The sequence below is a fragment of the Paenibacillus oleatilyticus genome, from assembly GCF_018998565.1.
GTDB classification, from domain to species: domain Bacteria; phylum Bacillota; class Bacilli; order Paenibacillales; family NBRC-103111; genus Paenibacillus_G; species Paenibacillus_G oleatilyticus.
The window spans coordinates 62,492-86,108 of the sequence record NZ_JAHNZO010000033.1 but is presented as its reverse complement, the minus strand read 5'-3'; the positions used below and the strand labels follow the sequence as shown (position 1 = coordinate 86,108).

Here is a 23,617-nt window from a genome sequence, read left to right as displayed (position 1 = left end):
TTCAGAAGTCATCTCCTAGCTGCTTAAGGCTTCAATACCGTTTTTCAACACTGTCCATAAATGAGGTTACAGTTCACCGGTCAAGCTAATCGGTGGTTTTTCTCCGCTTACGTTTTAGCCATGAATACTTTTCTAACAGGACATTTTTCGCCAAAATTCGTCCGCCATGTGAAAACACACCCTCTTTTGCCAGTCCCCCCACATTCCCCATCTCTCCAAAAAAACTTTATATCCATCCGCTGAATCCTGACATCCAGTTGTCAGTTAGGCTAAGGTATAGTATGTATATAAAGCTTAAAACATTTCATATCGGAGGTAGACATCGACTCATGAGCAAAACAAACAACAAAACCGGGATGGTCGTAGCGGGGCTGCTTCTCGCAATCCTGATGGCCTCGATGGACAATACCATCATGGCGACTGCGATCGGAACGATCGTCGGCGAGCTCGGCGGACTCGATAAATTCGTCTGGGCCACCTCCGCTTACATGGTGGCGGAAATGGCAGGGATGCCGATCTTCGGCAAGCTATCCGATATGTATGGACGCAAACGATTTTTCGTCTTTGGGATCATCGTCTTTATGCTCGGCTCCGTTCTCTGCGGAACGGCGACTTCGATCGTACAATTAAGCATCTACCGCGCGATTCAAGGCATTGGCGGCGGGGCCCTGGTGCCAATTGCGTTCACGATCATGTTCGACACCGTCACGCCGGAGAACCGGGGAAAACTCGGCGGGCTATTCGGCGCGGTATTCGGCATGTCCAGTATTTTCGGCCCGCTGCTCGGGGCTTACATTACCGATTACATCCACTGGAGCTGGATTTTCTATATCAACCTGCCGCTTGGCTTCATCTCGCTTGTCATGATTGCGCTCTTCTATAAAGAATCGCCGGTTCATTCGAAGCAGCGGATCGACTGGTGGGGCGCCATGACGCTGGTCGGAGCCGTCGTCTGCCTCATGTTCGCGATGGAGCTCGGCGGCAAGCAGTATGCTTGGGGCTCGGTTCAAATCTTGGGCTTGTTCGCCGGATTCGCAGTCCTTACCCTGCTGTTCCTGTTCGTCGAAAAACGCGCCGAAGAGCCGATCATTTCGTTCAGCATGTTCCGGAACCGTCTTTACGCCTCAAGCAATGCCGTTGGGATCTTGAGCGGGGCGGCGTTCATTACGGCCTCCGTGTATATTCCGATCTTCATTCAAGGCGTGCTTGGCGGAACGGCCACCAATTCCGGCCTCATGCTTCTGCCGATGATGCTCAGCTCGGTCGTGACGGCGACCTTGGGCGGCTTCTTGATGACGAAGATGCCGTTCCGGTCGATCATGATTCCGACGCTGGCCCTGCTTGTGCTGGGTCTTGCCCTTCTCACGACCTTAACACCGGAGTCGTCGCGTTTTATCGTCACGCTGTACATGATCTTGACGGGTCTCGGAATCGGAGCTTCCTTCTCCGTGCTCAGCAACGCAGCGATCCATTCGTTCCCGGCCAGCCAGCGCGGAGCGGCGACGTCTACGCTCAATTTCCTTCGCTCGCTCGGGATGACGCTTGGTATCACGCTATTCGGCATCATCCAGAGCCATGCGCTGACCCGGAAGCTGACGGATGCCTTTACAGGTAGCGCTCAAACCGGCGCCCCGAAGGGCATCGACTTCAGCGACCCGCATGCGCTGCTGGACCCGGCGACCCGGGCCCAAATCCCTCCGCAAGCGCTGGGCACGATCACGGAAGGGCTATCGTCCTCGGTCGTCCTGACGTTTGCCTGGAGCCTGATCCCGGCAGGCTTGGCGCTGGTTGCAGCCTTCGCGATGAGCAAGGAAAAGCTGGACCCTGCGGCCGAAGCGGCAGCTTCCCACTGATATGCGCAAGAAGCCTGTATCCCCCTCGTGGAGACACAGGCTTCTTTTTGCTTACGCCAAAGCTTGTCCCAGACGGTTCACTTTCACCAGCCAATGCTCCCGCTCCGGGTCCGTCAATTTGCCGACTTGACCGATCGAGGTGACCTTGACGGGCCGGATGCCGCAAAACTGCAGCGTGGACACCTTCATCATCCGATGACCCGGTTGGCCCTGCACGAGCCTGTAATACCAGACAGGCGCATCCATCGTCACGATCAGCCGCGCCGTTCTGCCTTTGAGCAGCTGATCGGGCAGCGAAGAGCCTTTCTTGTATTTAAAAGCGTACCCCGGCAGGAAGACGCGATCGAGAAAGCCCTTGAGCAGCGCAGGCGGACCTCCCCACCAGATCGGATACGTAAAGACCAGATGCTCCGCCCACCGAATCGATTCCTGCGCCTTGACCAGATCGTCCTCCAATGGAAGCTTATTTTTGTAACCGCCCGACAGATTCGGGTTAAAATCCAGCTTCGCCAGACGAATCACCCGAACCTCGGCCCCGGCAGCCGCAGCTCCCTCCGCATAGGAATCTCCAAGCGCCCATCCATAGCTGTGCTCCACCGGATTTCCTTGTACGATCAAAACTTTTTTCATGACTGAACTCGCTCCTTTTGGTTAGCGTTCACTAACTTTGTATGTAAAAAAAAGGTCAAAGCTGACCTAATAAGTGGGAAAACCTCTGTTTCACTTCCGCTGCCAGCGGCTCCAGGCGGGCCGGAAGTTCCCCGTGCAGGCTGGAGAGCGCCATCTGATTGAATGCGCCGATAATCAGCACGGCGGACAATCGGGCATCCTGCTTGGGAATCTCTCCGCGCTCGATGCCCTGCTCGATGAAAGCAATGAGGGCGTCGAATAGCTGTCTCTCTCCGCTGCGGCTGGCTTCCACGAAAATTTCGTGCTGCTGGGCAAGCAGTAGCATGCCGTACTGCTCCTCATCATGCATGCGCAGCACTTCATCGATCAAGCGGTGGAACCGGCTGCGAAACGTCCCCGGCTGCCCGGTCATATAGTCGATCAAGCGCGTATAGCTGCCGCAGTAATGGGAGAACGCTTCGAGCGCCATTGCCTGCTTGCTTTTAAAATGCTTGTAAATGGCGGCATCGGTGACGCCCGCCGCATCCCCGATCTCTTTGACGGAAATGCCATCGATCCCTTTGGTGGCGAACAGACGCAAGGCCGCCTGCAAAATATCCTTTTTCTTGCTATCGATATGAGGCTTTTTCATCATGACCATATTGTAAGTAAACGCTAACCAAAAAGCAAGAGCAGTGTAAACAAAAAAGGCACCCGACAGGGCACCCTCTTGTTAAAATTAATAAGCTAAAGTAAACAGACCGTTGATATGAGTCAAATAGCGCATGTTGCTTGCTTCCTTCATCAGCGAAGCCGGAAGGCCTTTGAGGCGCGTTTGGTTTCCGCCGACCGTACCGATCGCATCTTTGCGGCCAAGGCTCGCCAGCGTACCGGAGAATACCGGCGTGAACGTATCCATCGGCGCGTTGTTGAAGTAAGCGAAAATGTTATGTCCGATCGTCTCGCCCATTTGCCAAGCCAATTGCGCCGTCGGCGGGTAAGGACGTCCTTCGTTGCCCATAACGACCGCGCTGTCGCCGGCGAGGAAGATGTCTTTATGGGACGTGGATTGCAAGCCTTCCGTTACCGTTGCGCGGCCGCGGTTGACTTCGATGCCGCAGTTAGCCACGACGGAGTTACCTTGTACGCCGCCGGTCCATACGAGCGTGTTCGTCTCGATGGAGCTGCCGTCCTTCAGGAATACCATATTCTCCTGCATTTCCGTAATCGCAACGCCAGTCAGGAACTTCACGCCGCGCTTTTCGAGGCTCGTTTGTGCACGCTCGACAAGCTCTTGTGCGAAGCCAGCCAAAATAGACGGACCCGCTTCCACGGTATACAGGGAAATATCGTTAAAGTCGACGCCTTTGCTGCGGCAAAGCTTAGGCAGCATGTCCGCAAATTCGCCGACAAGCTCGATGCCGGTCAAGCCGCCGCCGCCGACAACGAATGTCGCATCGGCTTTATTTTTCGTGCGGCTGTACTCGTCGATGCGAGCTTCCACATGCGCGCGAAGGCGGTTGGCGTCGTTCACGGATTTCAGAACGAAGCTGTGCTCCTTCAGACCCGGGATGCCGAAGAACGCCGTTTCGCTGCCGAGAGCAATAACGAGCACATCGTAATCGTACGTTTTGCCGCTGGCCATCAGAACTTCTTTCTGGTCCGGGCGAATCTCTTCGACCGTATCGATCTGAAGATTGACATTTTTGCCGCGCAAGAGCTTTTCCAACGGCAGCGCGACCGCTTTCTCCGTCAGGTTGCCCACGGCCAGCCGGTGCAGCTCCGTAATAATCTGATGCGTCGGATAACGATTGACGACCGTAATCGCCGCTTCTTCCGCCGTCATGTACTTCCGGGCCGTCAGGGCGCTCAGCAATCCGCCGTAGCCGCCGCCTAGTATCAAAATTTGCTTAGCCATCCTGTTCATCCGCTCCTTGATTCAGCTTTCCTATATTATTGACGCTGCTGCTGGCGCTCAGCCAAGACATCCAAGAATGCCTGAGAAAAACGGAACATCTTTTGGACTTGCGGGTCTTTCAGCATTTTGAGCAAACCGAACAGACCGATCGTTGTGGATTCGTCCTGTGCACGGTCGTTCGCTTCGATTGCCGCGGACGCCAAATTTTTGGCTGTGTCCTGAATCGGCTTCACGAATTCTTCGACGCCGCCTTTGATGTCTTCGATAAATACGCGGTCCGTAGCTACATTTTGCACCAAATCGTACGTTTTGGTGAGGATGGTCACCATTTCCGCCAGCTTCGGCAAATTCTCGACCAACACCGTTAAAGACTCCTGCACCTCGGGCTTCATCAACTGATCAAGCACATCCAAGGATTCCCGGGTGGGCTCGGCTGCAACTACCGCTTGTTGAGTGGATGCTACTGACATTAGAGAACGTCCTCCTTTACTTTGGAATAGAAGTCCGTTAATTGTGTCGATACCTGGTCAGGCGATGCAAACATCATGTTTTTCTCGAAAATATAGGAAGCGAGGAGAAGCCCTTCGGAGGCCTTCCCTCACGCTTGTTACAATTTTCACATTTTCGGAAGCATGAACAGGTCGAAACGGAACCCTATATACTTATAGATTATACCTCCGAAGAGAGAGCCGTGGAAAAACAAATTTCGACATTTGTGAATTTTTTGTGACTAACCAACGTTCAATTTCAGGAATGTGTCCATTTGTAGTCAGGAACCGAAAGAACTGGGAAACGAGCGGCCGCGGATTAGTTTCCGGGACCGGTACGGCTTCCTTCACCCGGCCTATGCTTCTCTCTGAGCTCCTTGCTAAAATCGGGCGGCTGTGTTATTATCATAGTTGTCCCTAACGCGGAGCCGTGGTGTAGAGGCCTAACATGCCTGCCTGTCACGCAGGAGACCGCGGGTTCGAATCCCGTCGGCTCCGCCATTGATTAACTTCATTGTAAGGGATGAGAACCCACAGGGTTCGTCGGAGCGTTCACTTCGATAGCGTTACTTCGCAGTCTCGGAGTGAAACGGAGAGTATCCCGTCGGCTCCGCCATTAATATCATTGTTTGCAAGACGACATTTATCATACATAAACAACCGGGCAGGGGAGATCCTGCTCTTTTTTGTATACCTGCGAGGTGATTCGATGAGACGCGGACGGTTCGCCCCGACGCCTTCGGGACCGATGCATATCGGCAATGCCTTCACGGCGCTGCTCGCCTGGCTGCAAATGCGGCACGCCTCCGGTACGTTCGTTCTGCGTATCGAGGATATCGATGGGCCTCGTTCCCGTCCGGAATATGCTCAGCTCATCGTAGATGATTTAACCTGGATGGGACTGGACTGGGACGAAGGTCCGGCCACCGACGGTTCTTACGGCCCTTATCTGCAAAGCGAGCGGCTGGAGCTGTACGAGCAGGCCGTGGAACGCTTGCAGCGCAGAGGATGGCTCTATCCTTGCTACTGCAGCCGGGCCGAGCTGGCCGCCATCGCCAGCGCCCCGCACGGCCTTGCCTCGGAAGGCGCGGTTTATCCCGGGCTGTGCAAGGCGCTCACCGAGGAGGAGCGCAGACATAAGGCCCAGGTTAAGCCTCCCTCCTTGCGTGTGGCCGTTCCGGAGCGCTCCATCTCCTTCGCGGACGGCATGGCGGGCGTACAGCACGTACCGCCCGGCGCTCTTGGCGATTTTGTCGTCAAACGCGCGGACGGTCAATTCAGCTACCAGCTGGCGGTCGTTGTCGACGATGCCGCCATGGGGATCACCGATGTGCTGCGGGGGGCGGATCTTCTCGATTCGACCCCGAGGCAGCTCGTCCTGTACGAGCTGTTGGAGGCGACCCCGCCGAGCTTTTGCCACGTCCCGCTGCTCTGTACGCCAGAGGGCGGCAGGCTGTCCAAGCGGAACCGCAGCCTCTCGCTTGCCGCTCTCCGCGCCGCCGGCGTTCCTCCGGAACGCCTGATCGGCTACTTGGCTTATGCAGCCGGTCTGCTCGACCGCCCCGAACCGGCACAAGCGGCCGAGCTGGTCCCGCTTTTCTCGCTGGAACGCCTCTCCGGCGAACAAATTGCCTTTAGCGAAGAAGCCCTGGCCTTGGGCTGAGCAATAGGAAGCCGTTCACACGAATCAACAAGCCGCTGTCGTCAGGTTGAGACCACGCCTGAAACGGCGGCTTTTGCAAAAATACTCCACGGAAAAGGACCGCTTCGCTTCTCCTGCATAGGAGCGGAACGGTCCTTCGTTTTCTCTATTTCTTCGTACCGAGATGGTCTTTAATCGCTTGAAGCCCGGCTACCTGCCCGAGAAAGAACGTATCTCCGGCCAGCGTGTCGATCGGATAGACGCGATTCTCCTTAACCGCCTTGAGATTGTTCCACACCGGATGGTCCTTCCAAATGCTGATCAAGCCGAGCGGATCTTCGGCCTTCATCTCCCTGCGGTTGGCGGCGATAAAAATATGATCGGGCTTGAACTCGCTGAGCGCTTCAATGCCGATCCGCCCCCCGATCTTTCCGTCCTCGGGCAGCCCCGCCACAGGCGTTAAGCCCAGCTCCTCGTAGTAAATCGGGAAGTTCTTGGGATGCATCACCGTAAAATCTTTGCCGTTTGCCACGAGGAACAGGGCGGTTTCACCCTTGTGGCCAGCTACCGCCGCTTTCGCTTCGCTTTTCAGCTTCTCAAAATCGGCAATCACTTGCTTCGCTTTCTCTTCTTTGCCGACGATTTCGGCGAATTTCATCAGCCTCGACGCCGCATCCAAGGAAAAGTCGACGGCAATCGAAGGGGCCAGCTTATTGAACTCTTCAAAGCTTGCGCCTTTGCCCGTGCTGGTCATGACAATTACCTGCGGGTCCATTTCCAGCAGCGTTTCCCGGTTCGTCTTGCTGCCGAGATCGACCACCTTCATCCCTTCCGCATACTTGGCGAAAATCGGCGACTTGGCTTTCGTTCCTTCGAAGCCTTCCGACACGATCGGTGCTACTCCCAGTACGAGAAAGTAGTCCGTACCCATAATATCGACGCTGGCCACTCGCTCCGGCTTTTCCTTCAGCTCCAGCTCGCCCTTCGCATGCTTGATCGTGCGCGGAAAACCGGCGGTCTGGCCGGAACCCGCGGCTTCCGTTCCCGCCGCCGCATTCTGCTGCCCGCTGCAAGCGCTAAGCCCGGTCGAAGCCAAGCACAGCGCAAGTAACCCGGCTGCGAATCGATGTTTACGCATTCCCCAATCTCCTTTTGGAAAAATAGTCCATGATCCAAATCACGCCTTGGCCCGCATTAACAAATAAATAAAATAAGGACCGCCTAATAATGAAATCACCACGCCTGCCGGGATCTCCGTGTTCTCCATAAAGCTCCGGCCGATCGTATCCCCGGCGAGCACAAGCAGCGCGCCGACCGCTGCCGTAATCGGCAGCATGTATTGATGCTGCGGCCCGACCAGCCGCCGCGCCATATGCGGGCCCAGCAGCCCGACGAACCCGATGCCGCCGCCAATCGCCACGCTGGAGGCCGCCAGCCCGACGGCAGCCGCCATTAAGACAAGCCGCTCCCGGTTGACTGAGAGCCCTAACCCGCCTGCAATCTGCTCGTTCATGCTCAGCACGTTCATTACTCTCGATTTCCAATACACATACGGCAGCAGGATGACGATCCAAGGCAGCAGCGCGAGGACGAATTTCCAGTTCGAGCCCCACAGCGATCCCATTTGCCAAGTGACGACAAATTCGAAGTTTCGCGGATTGAGCTGCAGCGTCAAAATGACGCTGACCGCGCTCATCCCGGCCCCTACGGCGATTCCCGTAAGCAGCAGCCTTGTCGGTGAAATGCCGCTCTCTTTTTTATACGACAGGATGTAAATGAGAAGAGCGGACAAGCCGGCGCCCGCCAAAGCGAGAAAAGGCATCAGAAACGGCGGCGCCACGCTGGTCGCCGGGTAGAACGACACGAACAGCAGGACTGCGAAGCCTGCACCGGCATTGATGCCGAGAATGCCCGGATCGGACAAGCCGTTGCGTGAAATTCCCTGCAGCACCGCGCCGGACACCGCAAGCCCGGCCCCGATCAGCACGGCAATGATCATGCGCGGCAGGCGCAGATCGAACAAGACGATGTTCTGCTTACGGCTGCCTTCGCCGAGCAGCGTCTGCAATACCTCCAGCGGGGCCATACTGTAGCGCCCCGTATTCATACTAACGATAAACAGCACAAGCAGCAGCGCGCCGAACAACACGATCAGCCGGAGGCTGCGGCGGCCGCGATGCTGCACGAACGTATCCGTACTCACTACAGCTCCCTCCGTTCCTTGCGCGCCAGATATAGAAAGAAAGGAACGCCCAACACGGCAATAATGGAGCCAAGTGGCGTCTCATAGGGCAGAGCGACCATTTTCGCTCCGATATCGGCGAACACAACCAGCACACCGCCGAGCACGGCGGAGCAAGGAATAATCCACCGGTAATCGACGCCGACCAGAAAGCGGACCATGTGCGGAACGATCAGTCCGATAAAACCGACGCCTCCGACCGTAGACACGGATGCCCCGACCAGAACCATCACCACCACGGTGCCGATCCCTTTCACCAGCTTCGTCCGTTGGCCGAGCCCCGCCGCCACGTCTTCGCCCAGGCTCAGAATCGTAACGGACCGGGAGACGGCCAGCGCGGCGATTAGTCCGCCTGCAATCCACGGCAGCATCACGGATACCTGAAACCACTCCGCCGTCGAGATGCCGCCGGCCGTCCAGAAGGCGAGATCGTAATTGATTTGGAACAGCAGCGACAGCGCCTGACTGACACCCGACAGCAGCGAACCGACAACGGCGCCGGCCAATACGAGACGCAGCGGCGTTAAACCCCCTCTGGCAAAGAAGGCGATGCCGTACACCAAGCCCGCGCCTAAGCCCGCACCGATGAACGAGAATACGATAATCGCTCCGAAGGGAAGCCAAGGAAAGAACGCGAACACGAGGACGAGAACAAAACCCGCCCCCGCATTGATTCCCAGCAGTCCGGTGTCGGCGATCGGATTGCGGGTCATCCCCTGCATGATCGCCCCCGCTACGGCGAACGCCGCGCCGACCAATACCCCGGCAAGCGCGCGGGGCATGCGCAGCGATTGGATAATGACATGGTGATCGTTGCCCGGATCGTAAGCCACGATCGAATCCCACACCGTTCCGAACGTAATATGGGCCACCCCCGTTACAATCGAGGTGCCGATCCCGAGCATGATCGCGCATATGCCGACAGCCAGAAGGACGGTGGCCATCCACGGACGGCTCCGGATCGGCGCTTTATCGAAGGCCGGTTGGGATAGAGCCATCGGTATGCGGGTCCTCCGTTGCAGTGGATGAGCGAACGACCGTCAGCTTTTCTTCCGCACGCGTTCTTGGTCTTGCCTCGGGAATCACTTCCGGATAGCCGACATGAAGGAGCCCGACCAATTTTTCCCCCGGCTTGACGCCGACGCTTTTCAGGAATCCCGGGACGAACGTAAACGGCTCCGTCTTCCAAATCACGCCGAGTCCGCGCTCCCAAGCGGCCAGCTGAAAGTTCTGAATCAAGGCGCACGCCGCCGCGTAATCCTCTTCCCGCTCCCGCTGACGCGGGTCCTCTTGAACAACAACCAGCAGGTGTGCCGGGATGTTCATATAGGTCTCCGGCGAACGGCTCTTCACGGCATGACCCGCAATCGCTTCGCCCAGCGTCCGCTTGCCTTCGTCTACGAATAAAATAAATCGCCACGGCTCCCGGAGCCCATGATTAGGCGCCCATACCGATATGTTGAGCAGCTCATACAGGAGCTCTTCCGATACGGGGTCCGGCTTGAATTGCTTGATAGATCTTCTCTCTACGATCGTCCGAGCCGTCTGAAATTGCGCAGTCTCCACGAAAGTTGTCCCCCTGTCAATGATAGTGATATTCATTCTCACTATAAAATTGTACAGAAAACGCCCCGGATTAAAATAGACGAATCTTCGCCAAGACCTGTATTTTTCTTCAAAACTCCCGCTTGGTAAACAATTCGACAGCTTCGGCGAGCGCTTTCTCGTGGCCGAGCGCCGAATAATGCAGCCAAGGATACTCGCCGGCCTGATATACTTTTCCTTTCAACTCGTGGATGCAGCCGGCGTCTAAGCCCGGCTCGGTAAAGAGAAGGATATGGTCTGCTCCATAATCATTCAGCTTCCCGACGCTATCGAGCTCCTCGAAAGCGAAACCGCGGATGCGCGCAGGGGCGTTCAACTGAAGCTCCCGGTATAAGAAATCTCCGACCTTGCGCCGCTGCTCGCCGAATACTCTAACTCGCCCATGCCGCCATATGCGGGCCGCGAGCACCGTCTCATTCCGCAGCGATTGATGAATTCGATGACGGGCCGCCGCAGCTTTGCGTTCATAAGACCGGATCCAATAGACGGCGACCTCCTCCATTCCGATAGCCGCCGCCAGCTGCATCAGGTGCTCCCGCCACGATTGCCGCTTGTACGGAATCAGCCGGGTCGGGGCGAGCTCGGACAAGCCGTCGTACCAGACGGCCGCCTTCTCGGAGCCGAGAATCAGATCGGGCTGCCGGGCGCGCATCGGCGCAAGATCGAATTCGACCGCCGGGTCCTCGCTGTGCTCCTCTTTGGACAGGACGACCATACGGTCGCCCGGAATCCCAAGCGCTGTTAACCCTGCCCAGAGGAACGGATTAAGCACGACGATCGTTTTCCGAAACGACTGCATGTACTCGACCGGGGACACCCCAACCGCACTTTTAAAAATTCGGCTGAAATAATACGCATCGGCATAGCCGACCGCCTTGGATACTTCTTTTATTTTCATGTCGCGGGTTGCCAGCAGCTCGCGGGCTTTCTCGATCCGCTTGGCGGTAATATATTGGAGCGGACTTTGGGAGGTGCTGCGCTTGAAGCTCTGGAAAAAAGACGTCGGCTTCATCCCCCACGCACACGCCAGCTCCTCTACCGGGAACGTCTCGGTATAATGCTCGTCGAAGTAGTCCTGAATGCTGCGGATCACAGCCTGCGAAGCTTCCGGCTCCTTCTCATCCGTGCCCGCCGTCAGGATCGACTGCCACAGCTCGGTCAGGCCTGCCTGAACCCGATGCACCTCTACCCCGGAGCCCGCGCTCCAGCATTCGTACAAGGTCTCCATACACCGGCGGACGATAGGAACGGGAATGCCTTGCACGATCCCTTGAACGGGCAAAGGGCAATCCTCAACCGCCCATTGCTGCCCCTGTCTGTACGTTTTGGCCGAAGCGAACTCGATGTAGTAAATCGCCAGCCCGCCTCGCACGGCACGAACCGTGTACGGATTCCGGCCCGGCTGGCAGACGAACAGGCTACCGGCTTCCAAGCGAATGCCGGCATCGGAAGCGTAGAGCTCCCCTTCGCCGCTTATGACAAAGACGAGCCGGTTCGTACCAGAATCCGAATTCGTCCGGAGAGTCCAGACCTCGGAGATTTGCTTCATTTGCATATCGACGAAATCGAATGCGTAACAATTCCATGTGCCGCGGTCCACCGAGCAGTTCCTCCCTTGACCCTGTTCTGGTTATGGTTGTCAGAGCCTTATCATTCCCATTGTAGAGGCAAATGCGGACCGGCGGCAACATGGAATCCCGCTTACTCCTCTCCCTCTCCCGCCGCCAGCCACTGCTCATAGAGACGGTCGAGCTCTTCCTGCACGGCTTCCCGCTCCGCCCATCGCTCGCTAAGCAAAAGAGCGTCCGTACCCGCCTCCTGCTCCTGCATGGCGGCATCCAAGGCGGCGAGCCGCTCCTCCGCCTGGGCAATGGACCGCTCCAGCGTGTCGCGTTCCCTGCTGCGGTCCGCCGCTTTCCCGCGTCCGTTCGACCTGCCTTGCGGCGCGGCCGGAACCGCAGACTTGGCCTTCACGGTCGCAGGAGAGGCGGCTACCCCGCTCTGAACGCCCGAGCCGCCGCGCGGCTTCCGCTTCTCCTGATACTCGTCGAAGTTGCCCAGATAGACGGTGATCCTGCCATGGTCCAGCTCCCAGATGCACCCGGCCAGCCGGTTGATAAAATAGCGGTCGTGCGAGATGGCGAGCACGGTGCCCGGGAATGTCTCCAGCGCTTCCTCCAGCGCTTCCCGCGAGGCGATGTCCAGGTGGTTCGTCGGCTCGTCGAGCAGCAGCAGATTCGGCTTGCGAAGCACCAGCAGCGCCAGCCTCAGCCGCGTCCACTCCCCGCCCGACAGCAGGTTGACCGATTTGAACACGTCCGGGCCGTAAAACAAATATTTGGCCAAAATCCCCCGGGCCTCCCCTTCCTCCAGACCCGCTTCGCTGCGAAAGTAATCCAGCACCGATTTCTTCGGCCCATCCGGGTACTCCTGCTGGGCCAAATAGCCGATGTCCACGCGCGCGCCCCATTCGAAGCGCCCCTCGTCGACGGCTTCCTCGCCGAGGATGAGCTTGACCAAGGTCGATTTCCCCGACCCGTTCTTCCCGATAAGCACGACCTTGTCGCCGTAAGCCAGCGCTCCGTCGACCCGGTCCAGCAGCTTCCGGCTCCCGTAGCTTTTGCCGATCCCCTCCAGCGTCACGACCTTGCGTCCCGAGCGGTCCGCCTGCGTCAGCCCGAAATCGGCGCTCTTCGCCTCCAGCACCGGTCGTTTCAGCTTCTCCATGCGGTCCAACGCCTTTTGCATCGAAGCCGCCCGCCGGAAAAACTTCCCGTTATCGCCGATCCACCCCCACGTTTCCAGCTGCTTGATCGTCTCCATCATCTTCTTGATCTTCTTCTGCTGCTCCTGATAGTCGGCGAACTGCTGAAGCAGCCGCGCCTCCTTCTCCTTCATATAGCCGGTATAGTTGGTAAAATACGACTGCGATTCGCCGTCCTCCAGCTCGACGATCTTCGTGACGACCCGGTCCAAAAAATACCGGTCATGCGAGACGATCAGGCACGAACCGTCGTACTGGGTTAAATAGTCCTCCAGCCATTCGACGCCATGCAGATCAAGGTGATTCGTCGGTTCGTCCAGCAGCAGCAGCTCCGGCTTGCGAATCAGCTGCGAGGCCAGATTGATGCGGGTCTTCTCTCCTCCGGACAGCGTGGCGTACGTCTGGGTATAGCTTCCGCGGTCAATCCGCAGGCCGTCGGCGACCCGCTCGATAACGGCATCCAGCTCGTAGCCGCCCTCGCGCTCGAACTTCTCCTGCAGCGCCGCGTACTGCTCCAGCCAGCCGGCCAGCCGGTCCGGGCCGTCGGAAGCGCCCGGCTCCGACATGAGCTTCTCCAGCTCCGCCATTTTCAAGCGGCACTCCAGCAGCTCCCGATGGCCGAGAGCCAGCACGTCATACACGGTCCGGCCTTCGAACTCCGCCGGAATTTGCGTCAAATAGCCGATTCGGGTTCCTTTCCGGACGGTAAGCTGCCCGGCGTCGGGACGAAGCTGCCCGGCGATCAATTGCAATAAAGTCGATTTGCCGCTGCCGTTGCGGCCGATCAGTCCGATACGTTCGCCCTGCTGAATATCCAAATTTACGTCTTCAAGAACAAGCTGTGCGCCATGGTACGCTTTTATATTTTGACAGTTAACGATCATCTTAAGGAGTCCTCCTTGTGTGATCCTAACCTTGGTATGCAACAAAAAGAGCCGCAGGAAAAAATCCCTACGGCTCTTCGGACTGACATCCGTTTGCGGTTAAGGTAGGATTATTTTCGCGAATGGTGAAACCGTATAGGCATTTTTGGACAGACCTCTCCCGTTGACGGAAAAAGCATGCACAATGCCAGCCAAAAGCATCAACAGCTGGCTAATACGGTTGTTCACCATCTCGTGATTCATCCTACCTCACCTCCTCTTGTTCAAGTTATTTACAACTTTACCATACCGGACAGGCGGTTGGCAAGCTTCATCGGCAGTCGCCGTCCGGATGAGCGCCCACAACGTCTCACGCTACGGTTGTACGGCTTCGTGTCCGGCAGCCAACGAATGCGCGATTGTGGTGAACGGGGCAGTCTATTTTTTCAGGATGAGCCTTAATTGCACGGTCACGTTGTTCTCGGTGGATACGACAACCGCGTGAGGATTTTTCAAGCCGAAATCTTCGAAGGTAACGACCGTGCTGCCTTCCATACGGATCCCGTCCTGGCTGTAAACCGCGTCGCTCTTGAACGTGACGTCCTTGGGTTTGCCATTCACGGTAAGCGTGCCCGTCATATCGAAAGAAACCTTTTCTCCCTCTTTCCACGTCTTAGGGAAGTTCTCGATCGATTTTAATGTAAATTTGGCTTCGGGGTTCGCAGCGGCGTTCAGGAACTTCTCCCCCCTGACATGCTCGTCCCGCTGCGAGTTACCGGACGAGATCGATTTGAGGTCAAGCGCCGCCTCGGCTTTCATCTTCGACGGATCGGATGAATTCAGCGTCCAGCTCCCTTTCACTGCGCTGCCTTCGAAGTTCACGGTTTCCTTGGAGGTCGTGACCGAGAAGTATACTTTGGAATCCGGGCCGATATTCCACTGCCCGTCCAGCTTGCTTGCTTCAACGGCTCCCCCGGCGGCCTGCGCCGAAGCATTCGCAGGAATGACGTTCTGTACCGCCACATGGTTCCCCGCATAATAATCGTAAGCAGCATAGCCTCCTCCGACGACTACGATAGCCCCTACAGCAAAAGCAACCAACTTCAGTTTCATAATTTAATATTCCTCCTTCGTCATATGAGCTGCGATGCAGCCTGTTTTCTTCGTGGGCAGATTCGCTTGGCCCCTTGGTCCCCCTCGACAACACTACATGATGTAGTGTAATTGGCGATAAAAATCCCCGCACGCCTGATGCCAAAAGACATCGAGTCCTGCTTTATCAGCACGGAATCATCAGCACCGGTTACACTACATAGAGTAGTGCAAAAGAGCGCGAATATCAAGCCTTCTCCGTGTGTTGAAGCCTATCGTAACCGGTCTGCCTTAATTTTAACTGAAGCGAAGATTAAAATAAGATTAAAAATTTTGCGAGACCCTCGGGGGCCGAAGGCCTCGCTTGTTGGCTCCTACGGGTAAATCTTCTCGCCGCGCTCCAGCATAGCCACGAATTGCTGAATTCGTTTCGCTCGCGTTTCCGCCTTTTTAGCGCTGTGGACCCGGAACAAGATGGCGTACCGGTTCTGGCTGTCGAGCGTTTCGAAGAAAGCTTTGGCTTGCGGATTGCGGTCCAGCTCGCTTTGCAGATCGTCGGGCACCGTGGCGCGGCTTTGCGACTCATAAGCCTTGTCCCACTGCCCGTTCTGCTTCGCGGCTTCAATCGCCCGGAGGCCCGGGGGCTGCATCCGGCCGCTGGCGATCAGCGCTTCCGCTTTGTCCTTATTCACCTTGGACCAGATGCTCTTCGCCCCGCGCGGCGTAAACCGCTGAAGCCAGGTGCTCTCGTCGTAAGCTTCCTTCCGGCTGTCGATCCAGCCGTAGCACAAGGCGCTTTCCAGCGCTTCCTGATACGTTAACGTCACGACATCCGTTTGCTTCTTCGCCAAACGCAGCCTTACTCCGGCCGATGCGGCATGATTCTGCTCCAGCCAAGCTTCCCATGTCGGCTGGTCTGCAAATAATAAGATCGGCAGCTCGCTCTCTTTCTTGGACATGCGTTTCTCGCCTCCCGGGCCAAGTAGTTTATCCGTCCGTTGGTTGGTTCGCCCCGCACCTCAGCGCAGCAGGGACAAGTCGAAGGACGGAACCAGTCCCTCCTTCGCCGCCCGGCCCAGCAGAGCCTCCACCGCGCCGTAGCCGCTCTCGCCCAGATTCGCCGTGTACTCGTTCACGTACAGGTCGATATGCGCGCGCGCCACTTCCGGAGAAAGCTCTTGCGCATGGCTCATCACGTAGTCCTGGGAGGCTTGGGGATGCTCCCACGCGTACTTGACCGAGGCGCGGGCCCATTCGGCAATCGCCGTGCGGTCCAGCGACCGGCGGGCAATGATCGCCCCCAGCGGAATGGGCAGGCCCGTGTCCGCCTCCCACCAGTTGCCCAGATCGGACAGCAGGGTCAAGCCGTACGAAGGGTACGTGAACCGGGCTTCGTGGATGACCAGCCCGGCATCGATTTGACCGTCCCGCACCGCAGGCATAATCTCGTGAAACGGCATCACGACGATCTCGCCTACGCCGCCCGGCACCTGCTGCGCCGCCCACAAGCGGAACAGCAAGTACGCGGTCGAGCGGTCGCTCGGTACCGCGACCCGCCGCCCGGCCAAAGCGGCAGGGCCTTCGGCGCTGACCGCCGGATTGTTCGTGAGTACCAGCGGCCCGCATCCGCGTCCGAGTGCGCCTCCGCAAGGCAGCAGCGCGTATTCGGACAGCACCCACGGCAGCGCCGCGAACGATATTTTGAGCACGTCCGGCCCTCCGGGCTCCGCCGCGAGCCGATTGGTAATATCGATATCCGCATAGGTCACGTCAAGCTTCGGCGCCCCGGGCACCAGCCCGTGAACCCAAGCGTGAAATACAAACGTATCATTCGGGCAAGGAGAAAAAGCGATCTTCATCGTAGCACCTCCAGTAAAATTGCGCCCGCCGCTTCCAGCGCGTCCAGCGCTTCTTTGATCCGCCAGGCCTCGCGGTCGCGCGGGCCGACCGCATTCGAGATGGCGCGAAGCTCCAGCGCCGGCAACCCGCGGTCGCGGGCGGCTACCGCCACGCCAAAGCCTTCCATAGCCTCGGCCGCCGCCCCCGGCACCCGGGCCGCCAGCTCCGAGGCGGTTGCCGCCGTGCCGGTCACGGTGGATACCGTGAGCACCGGACCCGTATGCGCCGGCAGCCCGGCTCTTTGCAGCGCCTCCGTCAATCGCGCAGCGAGAGAGGCGTCGACCGCGATCCGGCTGGAGCCGAAGCCCAGCTCGTCCACACTGCGGAAGCCTTCGGGCGTCTCGGCGCCCAGATCGGCGGCGACGATCGCGTCGGCCACCACCAGCGAGCCGATCTCCGCCCGGCCGGGAAAGCCGCCGCCGATCCCGGCGCTGACGACCAGGCCGTACTCGGCCGCAGCCAAGGCCTTCGCGGCGCTTGCCGCCGACGCGGCCGGGCCGACGCCTCCGGCTACGACGTCGAACCGGGCGTCGCCCCGCAGCCCGCGCAGCACGGCATCCCGCTCGGCCGGAACGGCCGTTATCACCAATACGCGCAGCCCCGTCTGTTCCCGGCTGGCGTTGTTTTCATGAGCCATCGTTACCTTCTCCTTCACGGCACCCTTTTTCCATCGGGCATTGTTTTCCGAAAACGACTGTCTTCCTTCTTTTTAACTTTAATACTTATGAGGAATGATGTAAACTTTCTGCCGCCGTCGCGCTGCAGGCTTTTTATCGAACGATAGTTGATATTGATTATCAATCTCAATACAAGTATGATTAAGTTGTGTAACTTTACCAGAAGGAACGCGATCGCTCGTCCCAGTGGAGTGGAGTAGATGAGCCTATAGAGCAGTGGTGCTTGATTGCAGGAGGTGTGTGAAATGAAGATGGACATCAACAAGCTTGCCGAGCATTTTGCGCGTACCTCTTTTCAAGTCGAGCAAGTGTGTCGCTATGTGCGCGGTCCGGGCATGAGCTGCGATGACTATACGGAGCCTTTCCCAGGCTTTGTTTTCCCACTAAGAGGAAAGGCTGAGTTTGATTTCAGCGGAACGTCCTATACGCTTGCTCCGGGCCATGTCGTGCACGGCGGCGCCCGTATGCCACTGAATCGGAGGGTTCTCGGCAACGCCGGATGGGAGTACTTGCTTGTTTTATACCGCGTATGCGCGCCCGAGCCGTCCGGATTTTCCTTGTCCAAAACGCATTTTCAGCTTACCCCGGGACAAAGCCCCCGTTTGACGGAGCTGCTTGAGCTGTTGTGGCGCTCTTCGGGTGAGCCGGGCGGGATTTCCGCTTTTCAGACAGAAACGTTGTTTCGCTGTGTCTTGGAGGAGCTGTTTGTCTGTGTGCGAAATCAAAGCAGCGATGGCGAGCAAGCGTTATTCGAGCAAGTATCCAAGTACATACACGAGCATTATATGGACGGGCTTAGCGTGCGTGCTTTGGCTGAACAAAACGACATCAACGAAAATCGCTTGTTCTATGTCTTCAAGAAGTACGCGGGCATGGGCCCCGGCAAATATTTGATGGCCTATCGTCTGAATCGGGCGAAGGAATGTCTGCTGGCTAACGACGCGCCGATCGGCGAGGTGGCGAAAAGCGTCGGCTATGCAGACGCCTTATATTTCAGCCGTATCTTTAAAAAACAGGCGGGCGTCTCTCCGGCTGAGTTCCGGGGGCGATTCAGGAATAATCCATATGGATTTCAGGATGGCTCCATTCCTCTCTAAAATACGTTTTGCTAAACTGACCGTAGCTTCGTTTTACAAGCAAAACTCAAGTTACAACGGAGGGTCAGAATGAAAGCACTTATGAGACTATTCATCTCTATCGCACTTGTGGCGGGTATTTTAGCCGGTTGTGGCGGAACGCCGGAACCTAACCATCCTTCAGCAGCAAACAGCACAGCCCCGGCAAAAGAGGGAAGCGCCACTCCCGAAAAAGCCGGTCAGGAAACGGGAACATGGCCGAGAACGTATGTAGATGCTCTTGGACGCGAGATCGTACTGGAAAAAAAGCCCGAGAAAGTAGCGCTTTTGTTCTTCCGCAATTTTGAGCATTTGTTTTTGCTGGATGAATCCCCTGTAGCGGCGACAGATCTGAATGTACTGAAGGAATGGGAATCTCTCGCGCCATACAAGGACAAACCGATTGCCGATATCGGCTCCATGACGAGCCCCAATCTGGACAAGCTGGTGGAAATCGGCCCCGATCTCATCATCATGGTCTCGGGTCGGTATGGGAGCTACGGCGATAAGCTGGAGAAAATAGCCCCGGTTGTAACGGTGGACAGCAATGAAAACAATTGGCAGGGCGCACTGCAAGAATACGGAAAAATCTTCGGCAAAGAGCAAAAGGCCAAGGATGAAATTTCACGGATTGAAACCTTGATTGCCGATTCCAAAGAACAGTTGAAAACATTCAGCGACAAAACCTTTGGTGTGATTATGCTGGGTGACAAGCAATTCTGGGGCTTTACCACACAGTTTGTTTTCAACAAGGAAAGCGGTCTTGCTTTAAACCCGCCAAGCAAATACGCAGACATGTCCACAAAAGGGGAGCAGATCTCCCTGGAAGGGCTGGCAGCGATGAACCCCGATTATATGTTTGTTGCCGATATCGGAGGCTCTTCGAAAAAATTGCAAGGCTATCTGAAAAACCTGGAAAGCGATTCTGCCTGGAACTCTCTTCAAGCCATTAAGAACGGGCATATGTACGCCCTAGACAGCTCGATTGCGGCGGGCGGGCCGTTGGGAATTGAGCTGGGGGTCAAAACGATCGTAAAACATATTTTGGCAAAATAGAACGTGTCGCTAATCTTAGCATAGGAGAGGATCACGGATGAAAAACGAGGAACTGTTTGATGTCACGATTATCGGCGGAGGGCCGGCCGGGCTGTTCGCATCTTTTTACAGCGGCCTAAGAGAAATGAAGACCAAGCTGATCGAATATCAGCCAAGACTGGGCGGGAAAGTCCATGTCTATCCGGAAAAAATGATTTGGGATGTCGGCGGTCTGACGCCAACGCTGGGTGAGAAGCTGATCGAGCAGCTTGTCCAGCAAGGGTTAACCTTCGATCCTACTGTGGTATTGAATCAAAAAGTAGAGCGGATTGAGCGTGGCGAGAACGGCGTATTCGTCCTGCATACTTCTTCCGGTGAGCAGCATTACACGAAAACCGTCATTCTTACCATCGGCGGGGGCATTTTGGAGCCGCAAAGAATCGATTTGGAGGGCGCCGAGAAGTTCGAGGTATCCAACCTGAGCTATACCGTCAAATCGCTGAGACGGTTTAAGGATAAAACCGTCATTATTTCCGGCGGAGGAAATTCGGCGGTCGACTGGGCTAACGAGTTGGAGCCCATCGCCAAGCAGGTGTATTTGACTTATCGCAAGGATACGCTATCCGGCCATGAGGCACAGGTGAAGCAGCTGCTGAACAGCTCGGCCCAATGCTTCTTTCACACGACAATTACGAAGCTGATTGCGGCCTCCAACCAGGAGAAGATAGAGCGGGTGGAGCTGACCAACCATGAGACGCGCGAAGTACGGGAGCTGACCATTGACGAAGTGATTATCAATCACGGCTATGAACGGGACAGATCGTTGCTGGAAAATAGCGAGGTAAAACTTGAGATGGCGAACGAATACTTCCTGGCCGGCCAGTCGAACAGTGCTACATCCGAGCCGGGGATTTTTGCGGCGGGAGACATTATTTCATATGAAGGGAAAGTGCATTTGATTGCCGGAGCGTTTCATGACGCGGCAAATGCAGTCAACCAGGCCAAGCTGTACATTCAGCCGGAAGCGCACGCAAGCGGCATGGTTTCTTCCCACAATGACATTTTTCAGAGCAGAAACCGTGAGTTGATTAAGCAATTGATAAAATAAGTCTTTTAGGAAGATATAAAAAATGGCTGTCGAAAATTTCCCGACAGCCTGAGAAGGGCTCCTGCCCTTCTCTTGTTTTATAATTCCCTTCCCGTCCTAAAAGGACAGAAGGCCGACGGAATACAGGAACACCAGAATGATCATAATCGGCGATACGACTCTCAGCAGGAACATCCAGGCGCGGTACCAGAAGCTGGTCAGTCCCGCCTCTTCCCCGGCCAATTTCCAAGCGTAGCCGGTAAACAGCGTAACGACCAAGCCGCCAATTGGCATGAGCACATAAGACGTCATAAAATCGACCAAATCAAAGATCGACTTTCCGCCAAGGGTGAAGGAGCCGAGCACGCCGCCAACCGAGAGGGCGGACGGGATTCCGACCACAAAGCATACGGCGGACACGATCACGGCCGCTTTCTTCCGGGTCCAGCCCCAGCGGTTCATCGCATACGCAACCGGAACCTCCAGAATAGAGACCGCGGAAGTCAGCGCGGCGATCGCCAGCAGCAGGAAGAACAACCCTCCGAAGATCGCGCCAAACGGCATTTGAGCGAACGCGGCAGGAAGCGCCATGAACGCCAGCCCTACCCCTTCGCTAGGCTTCAAGCCGTAAGAGAAGACGGTCGGAAATATAACGATCCCGGCAATAAATGCGTAAATCAGATCCCCGAAGCCGATCGCCAACGTTGCGCTGCCGAGGGATTGCCTCTTATCGACATACGATCCGTACGTGATCATGATCCCCATCCCGAGCGATAAGGAGAAGAAGGCATGCCCTAAGGCAACGAGAGCGGACTCCGCGTCCAATTTGGAGAAATCCGGCTTCAAGAAAAACTCGACTCCGGCGCCGGCGCCGGGAAGCGTAAGCGAACGGACCATCAGCACCAGCAGGATGATCAGGAAGCCCGGGATCAAAATTTTATTGAACTTCTCGATCCCCCCGGAGACGCCCCTCGCAATAACCCAGGCGGTGAGGATCATAACGACGGCTTGCCAGAACACAGGCCAATACCCGCCCGCAAACGTAAGGAACTTGTCCTTGTAATCGGCGCCTTGCTGGAACAGTATTCCTGTAAACGATTCCAAGGTATAATGCAGCGTCCACCCGGCAACGACAGCGTAGTAAGACATGACCAAAAAAGCGGTAAGGACGGATAAAAAACCAAAGTAGCCCCATACCTTTTTGTTGGTCAGCTTGTAGAAAGCCAGCGAAGCGTTCGCCCGGCCGCCCCGGCCGATAGTCATCTCGGCCAACAGTACCGGCAGCCCTACGACGATCAAACAAACAATAAACAACAGAAAAAATGCGGCTCCCCCATGCTTGCCTGTAATGTAAGGAAACTTCCACATGTTGCCGAGCCCCACCGAGCTCCCGATCGCGGCCAGAATGAAGCCGCTTGTCGTAAACCTTTCCCCCTTCTCTCCCTTGGCTTTAGGAACGTTTTCAGAACCTTGATCATTTCTCATATTCTTACTCCCCAACTTTTATAGGATAGCATTAGTATAAACAAATTACGTCCTTTGTCTAAAGGAAATATTTTACATTTATTCCGACTTAGGTAGAATGCCTTCCCCTCCTTAGGTCCAGTTCAAAAACCGCCACAGGTCGGTTTTCGCAAGAAGGCGATCAGACTACAATAAAGACATGAAGCAAGCACAAAACAAATAACTAACGAAAATGAAAGATATATATTCGAAAGGAGAATGTTTTTATGAACAAAAGATTATACCGCTCCCGCAGCAACAGCAGACTGACCGGCCTTTGTGGAGGTCTCGCGCAATATTTCGGTCTGGACGCGACGCTCGTCCGTCTGTTGGTCGTCATCGCCGCCTTCTGCAGCTTCGGCACCGTCACGCTGATCTATTTTGTTCTCAGCCTGCTTGTCCCGAAAGCGCCGTACGAAGACTACGCAGTCATGAACCCTTATCATAACTATTAATCTACGTAAATCTACATGAAACGATAAAATACGACAAAAGGAGCTAGAACAACCATGGGAGTATTAACCAGACTATCCGATCTATCGAGAGCCGCCGCACACGAGGCGCTGAGCAAGCTGGAGGACCCGGTGATGATGCTGAATCACTACCTCCGTACCATGAAAGAGGAAATCGACGCGGTCCATCGGACGCTGAACAAGCAGTCCGGCACGGAACGGTCGTTGAAAATGCAAATCGACGCCTACAACCGGCTGGCCGCTCAATGCGAGAAAAATGCGGCCGAAGCGCTAGCCGACGGCCGCGAAGCGGAAGCCCGCCAAGCGGTCGAAGCGAAGCTGCATTATCTGGACAAGTCGCTGGAATGCTCGGAGTGGTACGAAGCCGCCAAGCAGCGCTCGGAAGAGCTCTCGCAGCAGTTGGAGGAGACGAAAGCGGCCTACGCGGCCATGCAGGAGAAGCATACGGAGCTTGTGGCCCGCGCTCAGAAAGCGGAAGCCCAAGTGAAGCCTTCGGCATCCCGCTTCCTGTACAGCTTCGAGGGCGGCGCAGCCGCGCGCGGCTTTGAGCGGATCGAAGAACGAATTATGCAATCGGAAGCGTTGGCGGAGCTTCACCGCCGGCCTGCCGCTCAGCGATAAGTTTGTCGATAAATTAAGTAGGAGGGGCGGCTAGCCCCCGTCCTCTTACACGTTTCCTACTCGGGGCACCGCCAGCAAAACGCTAAGGAGTTTTGAACATTGAAAAAAGCCGGTTTTCACCACTCTAATGG

The 23,617-nt window shown here is 56.3% G+C and carries 23 protein-coding genes and 1 tRNA gene; 8 read left to right on the top strand and 16 right to left on the bottom strand.

The window, feature by feature from the left end; genetic code table 11:
- Positions 1-329 precede the first annotated feature (329 nt).
- Positions 330-1,853, top strand: coding sequence for an MDR family MFS transporter (locus tag KQX66_RS30540; protein ID WP_216797132.1), 1,524 nt, complete (start codon positions 330-332; stop codon positions 1,851-1,853).
- A 51-nt stretch (positions 1,854-1,904) separates the two neighbouring features.
- On the opposite strand, the gene KQX66_RS30535 is transcribed toward KQX66_RS30540, so the two are convergent.
- The 4 genes from KQX66_RS30535 to KQX66_RS30520 all read right to left on the bottom strand — a co-directional run bounded on the left by KQX66_RS30535 (position 1,905) and on the right by KQX66_RS30520 (position 4,850).
- The gene (locus KQX66_RS30535) at positions 1,905-2,483 is read right to left on the bottom strand and encodes an NAD(P)H-dependent oxidoreductase (RefSeq protein WP_216797131.1); all 579 of its coding nucleotides are present in this window, start codon (positions 2,481-2,483) and stop codon (positions 1,905-1,907) included.
- 55 nt (positions 2,484-2,538) lie between these two features.
- Positions 2,539-3,117: a TetR/AcrR family transcriptional regulator gene (locus KQX66_RS30530; RefSeq protein WP_216797129.1), complete on the bottom strand. Its 579-nt coding sequence runs from the start codon at positions 3,115-3,117 to the stop codon at positions 2,539-2,541.
- Positions 3,118-3,201: 84 nt separating this feature from the next.
- Positions 3,202-4,380, bottom strand: coding sequence for an NAD(P)/FAD-dependent oxidoreductase (locus KQX66_RS30525; RefSeq protein WP_216797127.1), 1,179 nt, complete (start codon positions 4,378-4,380; stop codon positions 3,202-3,204).
- A gap of 35 nt (positions 4,381-4,415) precedes the next feature.
- Positions 4,416-4,850, bottom strand: a complete 435-nt coding sequence (locus KQX66_RS30520; RefSeq protein ID WP_216797125.1) for a DUF1641 domain-containing protein — start codon at positions 4,848-4,850, stop codon at positions 4,416-4,418.
- Positions 4,851-5,292: 442 nt separating this feature from the next.
- Here KQX66_RS30520 and KQX66_RS30515 point away from each other — a divergent pair.
- Together KQX66_RS30515 and gluQRS are read left to right on the top strand one after the other, a co-directional pair.
- Positions 5,293-5,369: transfer RNA gene (locus tag KQX66_RS30515), tRNA-Asp, on the top strand.
- A gap of 208 nt (positions 5,370-5,577) precedes the next feature.
- Complete coding sequence (gene gluQRS / locus KQX66_RS30510; protein ID WP_216797123.1) at positions 5,578-6,531, top strand: tRNA glutamyl-Q(34) synthetase GluQRS; 954 nt, start codon at positions 5,578-5,580, stop codon at positions 6,529-6,531.
- Positions 6,532-6,676: 145 nt separating this feature from the next.
- Here gluQRS and KQX66_RS30505 read toward each other — a convergent pair whose 3' ends face one another.
- The 11 genes from KQX66_RS30505 to KQX66_RS30455 all read right to left on the bottom strand — a co-directional run bounded on the left by KQX66_RS30505 (position 6,677) and on the right by KQX66_RS30455 (position 17,612).
- Complete coding sequence (locus KQX66_RS30505; RefSeq protein WP_216797121.1) at positions 6,677-7,648, bottom strand: ABC transporter substrate-binding protein; 972 nt, start codon at positions 7,646-7,648, stop codon at positions 6,677-6,679.
- 39 nt (positions 7,649-7,687) lie between these two features.
- Positions 7,688-8,713 (bottom strand): FecCD family ABC transporter permease, encoded by a 1,026-nt coding sequence (locus KQX66_RS30500; RefSeq protein ID WP_216797119.1) that lies wholly within the window; start codon positions 8,711-8,713, stop codon positions 7,688-7,690.
- A complete protein-coding gene (locus tag KQX66_RS30495) occupies positions 8,713-9,750 on the bottom strand; it encodes a FecCD family ABC transporter permease (RefSeq protein ID WP_216797117.1) in 1,038 nt (345 codons plus the stop codon). Before KQX66_RS30495 ends, KQX66_RS30500 begins: the two co-directional genes overlap by 1 nt.
- Positions 9,722-10,318, bottom strand: a complete 597-nt coding sequence (locus tag KQX66_RS30490) for a nitroreductase family protein (RefSeq protein ID WP_308647302.1) — start codon at positions 10,316-10,318, stop codon at positions 9,722-9,724. Before KQX66_RS30490 ends, KQX66_RS30495 begins: the two co-directional genes overlap by 29 nt.
- A 109-nt stretch (positions 10,319-10,427) precedes the next feature.
- Complete coding sequence (locus KQX66_RS37595; RefSeq protein WP_216797113.1) at positions 10,428-11,957, bottom strand: AraC family transcriptional regulator; 1,530 nt, start codon at positions 11,955-11,957, stop codon at positions 10,428-10,430.
- A gap of 101 nt (positions 11,958-12,058) precedes the next feature.
- Positions 12,059-14,005: an ABC-F family ATP-binding cassette domain-containing protein gene (locus KQX66_RS30480; RefSeq protein WP_216797111.1), complete on the bottom strand. Its 1,947-nt coding sequence runs from the start codon at positions 14,003-14,005 to the stop codon at positions 12,059-12,061.
- 99 nt (positions 14,006-14,104) lie between these two features.
- Entirely contained in the window at positions 14,105-14,248 is a 144-nt protein-coding gene (locus KQX66_RS30475; RefSeq protein WP_010500226.1) for a hypothetical protein, read from the bottom strand.
- Positions 14,249-14,422: 174 nt separating this feature from the next.
- Complete coding sequence (locus tag KQX66_RS30470; RefSeq protein ID WP_216797109.1) at positions 14,423-15,097, bottom strand: YceI family protein; 675 nt, start codon at positions 15,095-15,097, stop codon at positions 14,423-14,425.
- A 353-nt stretch (positions 15,098-15,450) separates the two neighbouring features.
- Positions 15,451-16,035, bottom strand: a complete 585-nt coding sequence (locus KQX66_RS30465) for a YdeI/OmpD-associated family protein (RefSeq protein ID WP_216797107.1) — start codon at positions 16,033-16,035, stop codon at positions 15,451-15,453.
- A gap of 60 nt (positions 16,036-16,095) precedes the next feature.
- Positions 16,096-16,935 (bottom strand): 1,4-dihydroxy-6-naphtoate synthase, encoded by an 840-nt coding sequence (locus tag KQX66_RS30460; RefSeq protein WP_216797105.1) that lies wholly within the window; start codon positions 16,933-16,935, stop codon positions 16,096-16,098.
- Positions 16,932-17,612: a futalosine hydrolase gene (locus tag KQX66_RS30455; protein WP_216797103.1), complete on the bottom strand. Its 681-nt coding sequence runs from the start codon at positions 17,610-17,612 to the stop codon at positions 16,932-16,934. The genes KQX66_RS30460 and KQX66_RS30455 overlap by 4 nt, the downstream gene beginning before the upstream one ends.
- Before the next feature lie 285 nt (positions 17,613-17,897).
- Here KQX66_RS30455 and KQX66_RS30450 point away from each other — a divergent pair, with 285 nt between their 5' ends.
- The 3 genes from KQX66_RS30450 to KQX66_RS30440 all read left to right on the top strand — a co-directional run bounded on the left by KQX66_RS30450 (position 17,898) and on the right by KQX66_RS30440 (position 20,910).
- The gene (locus KQX66_RS30450) at positions 17,898-18,749 is read left to right on the top strand and encodes a helix-turn-helix domain-containing protein (RefSeq protein WP_216797101.1); all 852 of its coding nucleotides are present in this window, start codon (positions 17,898-17,900) and stop codon (positions 18,747-18,749) included.
- Between the two features lie 69 nt (positions 18,750-18,818).
- On the top strand, positions 18,819-19,823 hold the full coding sequence (locus KQX66_RS30445; protein WP_216797099.1) for an ABC transporter substrate-binding protein: 1,005 nt from the start codon (positions 18,819-18,821) through the stop codon (positions 19,821-19,823).
- Between the two features lie 37 nt (positions 19,824-19,860).
- Positions 19,861-20,910, top strand: a complete 1,050-nt coding sequence (locus KQX66_RS30440; RefSeq protein WP_216797091.1) for an NAD(P)/FAD-dependent oxidoreductase — start codon at positions 19,861-19,863, stop codon at positions 20,908-20,910.
- A gap of 96 nt (positions 20,911-21,006) precedes the next feature.
- Here the strand turns inward: KQX66_RS30440 and KQX66_RS30435 are convergent, their stop codons facing one another.
- Positions 21,007-22,374 carry a sodium-dependent transporter gene (locus KQX66_RS30435; protein ID WP_216797082.1) on the bottom strand — a complete coding sequence of 456 codons (1,368 nt, stop codon included), beginning with the start codon at positions 22,372-22,374 and terminating at the stop codon, positions 21,007-21,009.
- A gap of 245 nt (positions 22,375-22,619) precedes the next feature.
- On the opposite strand from KQX66_RS30435, the gene KQX66_RS30430 reads away from it, so the two are divergent.
- Together KQX66_RS30430 and KQX66_RS30425 are read left to right on the top strand one after the other, a co-directional pair.
- Positions 22,620-22,847: a PspC domain-containing protein gene (locus tag KQX66_RS30430; protein WP_216797080.1), complete on the top strand. Its 228-nt coding sequence runs from the start codon at positions 22,620-22,622 to the stop codon at positions 22,845-22,847.
- Between the two features lie 54 nt (positions 22,848-22,901).
- The gene (locus KQX66_RS30425; RefSeq protein WP_216797078.1) at positions 22,902-23,486 is read left to right on the top strand and encodes a PspA/IM30 family protein; all 585 of its coding nucleotides are present in this window, start codon (positions 22,902-22,904) and stop codon (positions 23,484-23,486) included.
- Positions 23,487-23,617: the final 131 nt, after the last annotated feature.

Excerpts from the sequence above, each read along its gene's own strand:
- KQX66_RS30475 (WP_010500226.1), bottom strand. The coding sequence starts at position 14,248 with ATGAATCACGAGATGGTGAACAACCGTATTAGCCAGCTGTTGATGCTT.
- KQX66_RS30435 (WP_216797082.1), bottom strand. The coding sequence starts at position 22,374 with ATGAGAAATGATCAAGGTTCTGAAAACGTTCCTAAAGCCAAGGGAGAG.
- KQX66_RS30450 (WP_216797101.1), top strand. The coding sequence starts at position 17,898 with ATGAAGATGGACATCAACAAGCTTGCCGAGCATTTTGCGCGTACCTCT.
- KQX66_RS30460 (WP_216797105.1), bottom strand. The coding sequence starts at position 16,935 with ATGAAGATCGCTTTTTCTCCTTGCCCGAATGATACGTTTGTATTTCAC.
- KQX66_RS30480 (WP_216797111.1), bottom strand. The coding sequence starts at position 14,005 with ATGATCGTTAACTGTCAAAATATAAAAGCGTACCATGGCGCACAGCTT.
- KQX66_RS30425 (WP_216797078.1), top strand. The coding sequence starts at position 22,902 with ATGGGAGTATTAACCAGACTATCCGATCTATCGAGAGCCGCCGCACAC.
- KQX66_RS30530 (WP_216797129.1), bottom strand. The coding sequence starts at position 3,117 with ATGATGAAAAAGCCTCATATCGATAGCAAGAAAAAGGATATTTTGCAG.
- KQX66_RS30440 (WP_216797091.1), top strand. The coding sequence starts at position 19,861 with ATGAAAAACGAGGAACTGTTTGATGTCACGATTATCGGCGGAGGGCCG.
- KQX66_RS30535 (WP_216797131.1), bottom strand. The coding sequence starts at position 2,483 with ATGAAAAAAGTTTTGATCGTACAAGGAAATCCGGTGGAGCACAGCTAT.
- KQX66_RS30520 (WP_216797125.1), bottom strand. The coding sequence starts at position 4,850 with ATGTCAGTAGCATCCACTCAACAAGCGGTAGTTGCAGCCGAGCCCACC.
- KQX66_RS30505 (WP_216797121.1), bottom strand. The coding sequence starts at position 7,648 with ATGCGTAAACATCGATTCGCAGCCGGGTTACTTGCGCTGTGCTTGGCT.
- KQX66_RS30430 (WP_216797080.1), top strand. The coding sequence starts at position 22,620 with ATGAACAAAAGATTATACCGCTCCCGCAGCAACAGCAGACTGACCGGC.
- KQX66_RS30470 (WP_216797109.1), bottom strand. The coding sequence starts at position 15,097 with ATGAAACTGAAGTTGGTTGCTTTTGCTGTAGGGGCTATCGTAGTCGTC.
- KQX66_RS30495 (WP_216797117.1), bottom strand. The coding sequence starts at position 9,750 with ATGGCTCTATCCCAACCGGCCTTCGATAAAGCGCCGATCCGGAGCCGT.
- KQX66_RS30540 (WP_216797132.1), top strand. The coding sequence starts at position 330 with ATGAGCAAAACAAACAACAAAACCGGGATGGTCGTAGCGGGGCTGCTT.
- KQX66_RS30445 (WP_216797099.1), top strand. The coding sequence starts at position 18,819 with ATGAAAGCACTTATGAGACTATTCATCTCTATCGCACTTGTGGCGGGT.
- KQX66_RS30465 (WP_216797107.1), bottom strand. The coding sequence starts at position 16,035 with ATGTCCAAGAAAGAGAGCGAGCTGCCGATCTTATTATTTGCAGACCAG.
- KQX66_RS30455 (WP_216797103.1), bottom strand. The coding sequence starts at position 17,612 with ATGGCTCATGAAAACAACGCCAGCCGGGAACAGACGGGGCTGCGCGTA.
- gluQRS (WP_216797123.1), top strand. The coding sequence starts at position 5,578 with ATGAGACGCGGACGGTTCGCCCCGACGCCTTCGGGACCGATGCATATC.
- KQX66_RS30525 (WP_216797127.1), bottom strand. The coding sequence starts at position 4,380 with ATGGCTAAGCAAATTTTGATACTAGGCGGCGGCTACGGCGGATTGCTG.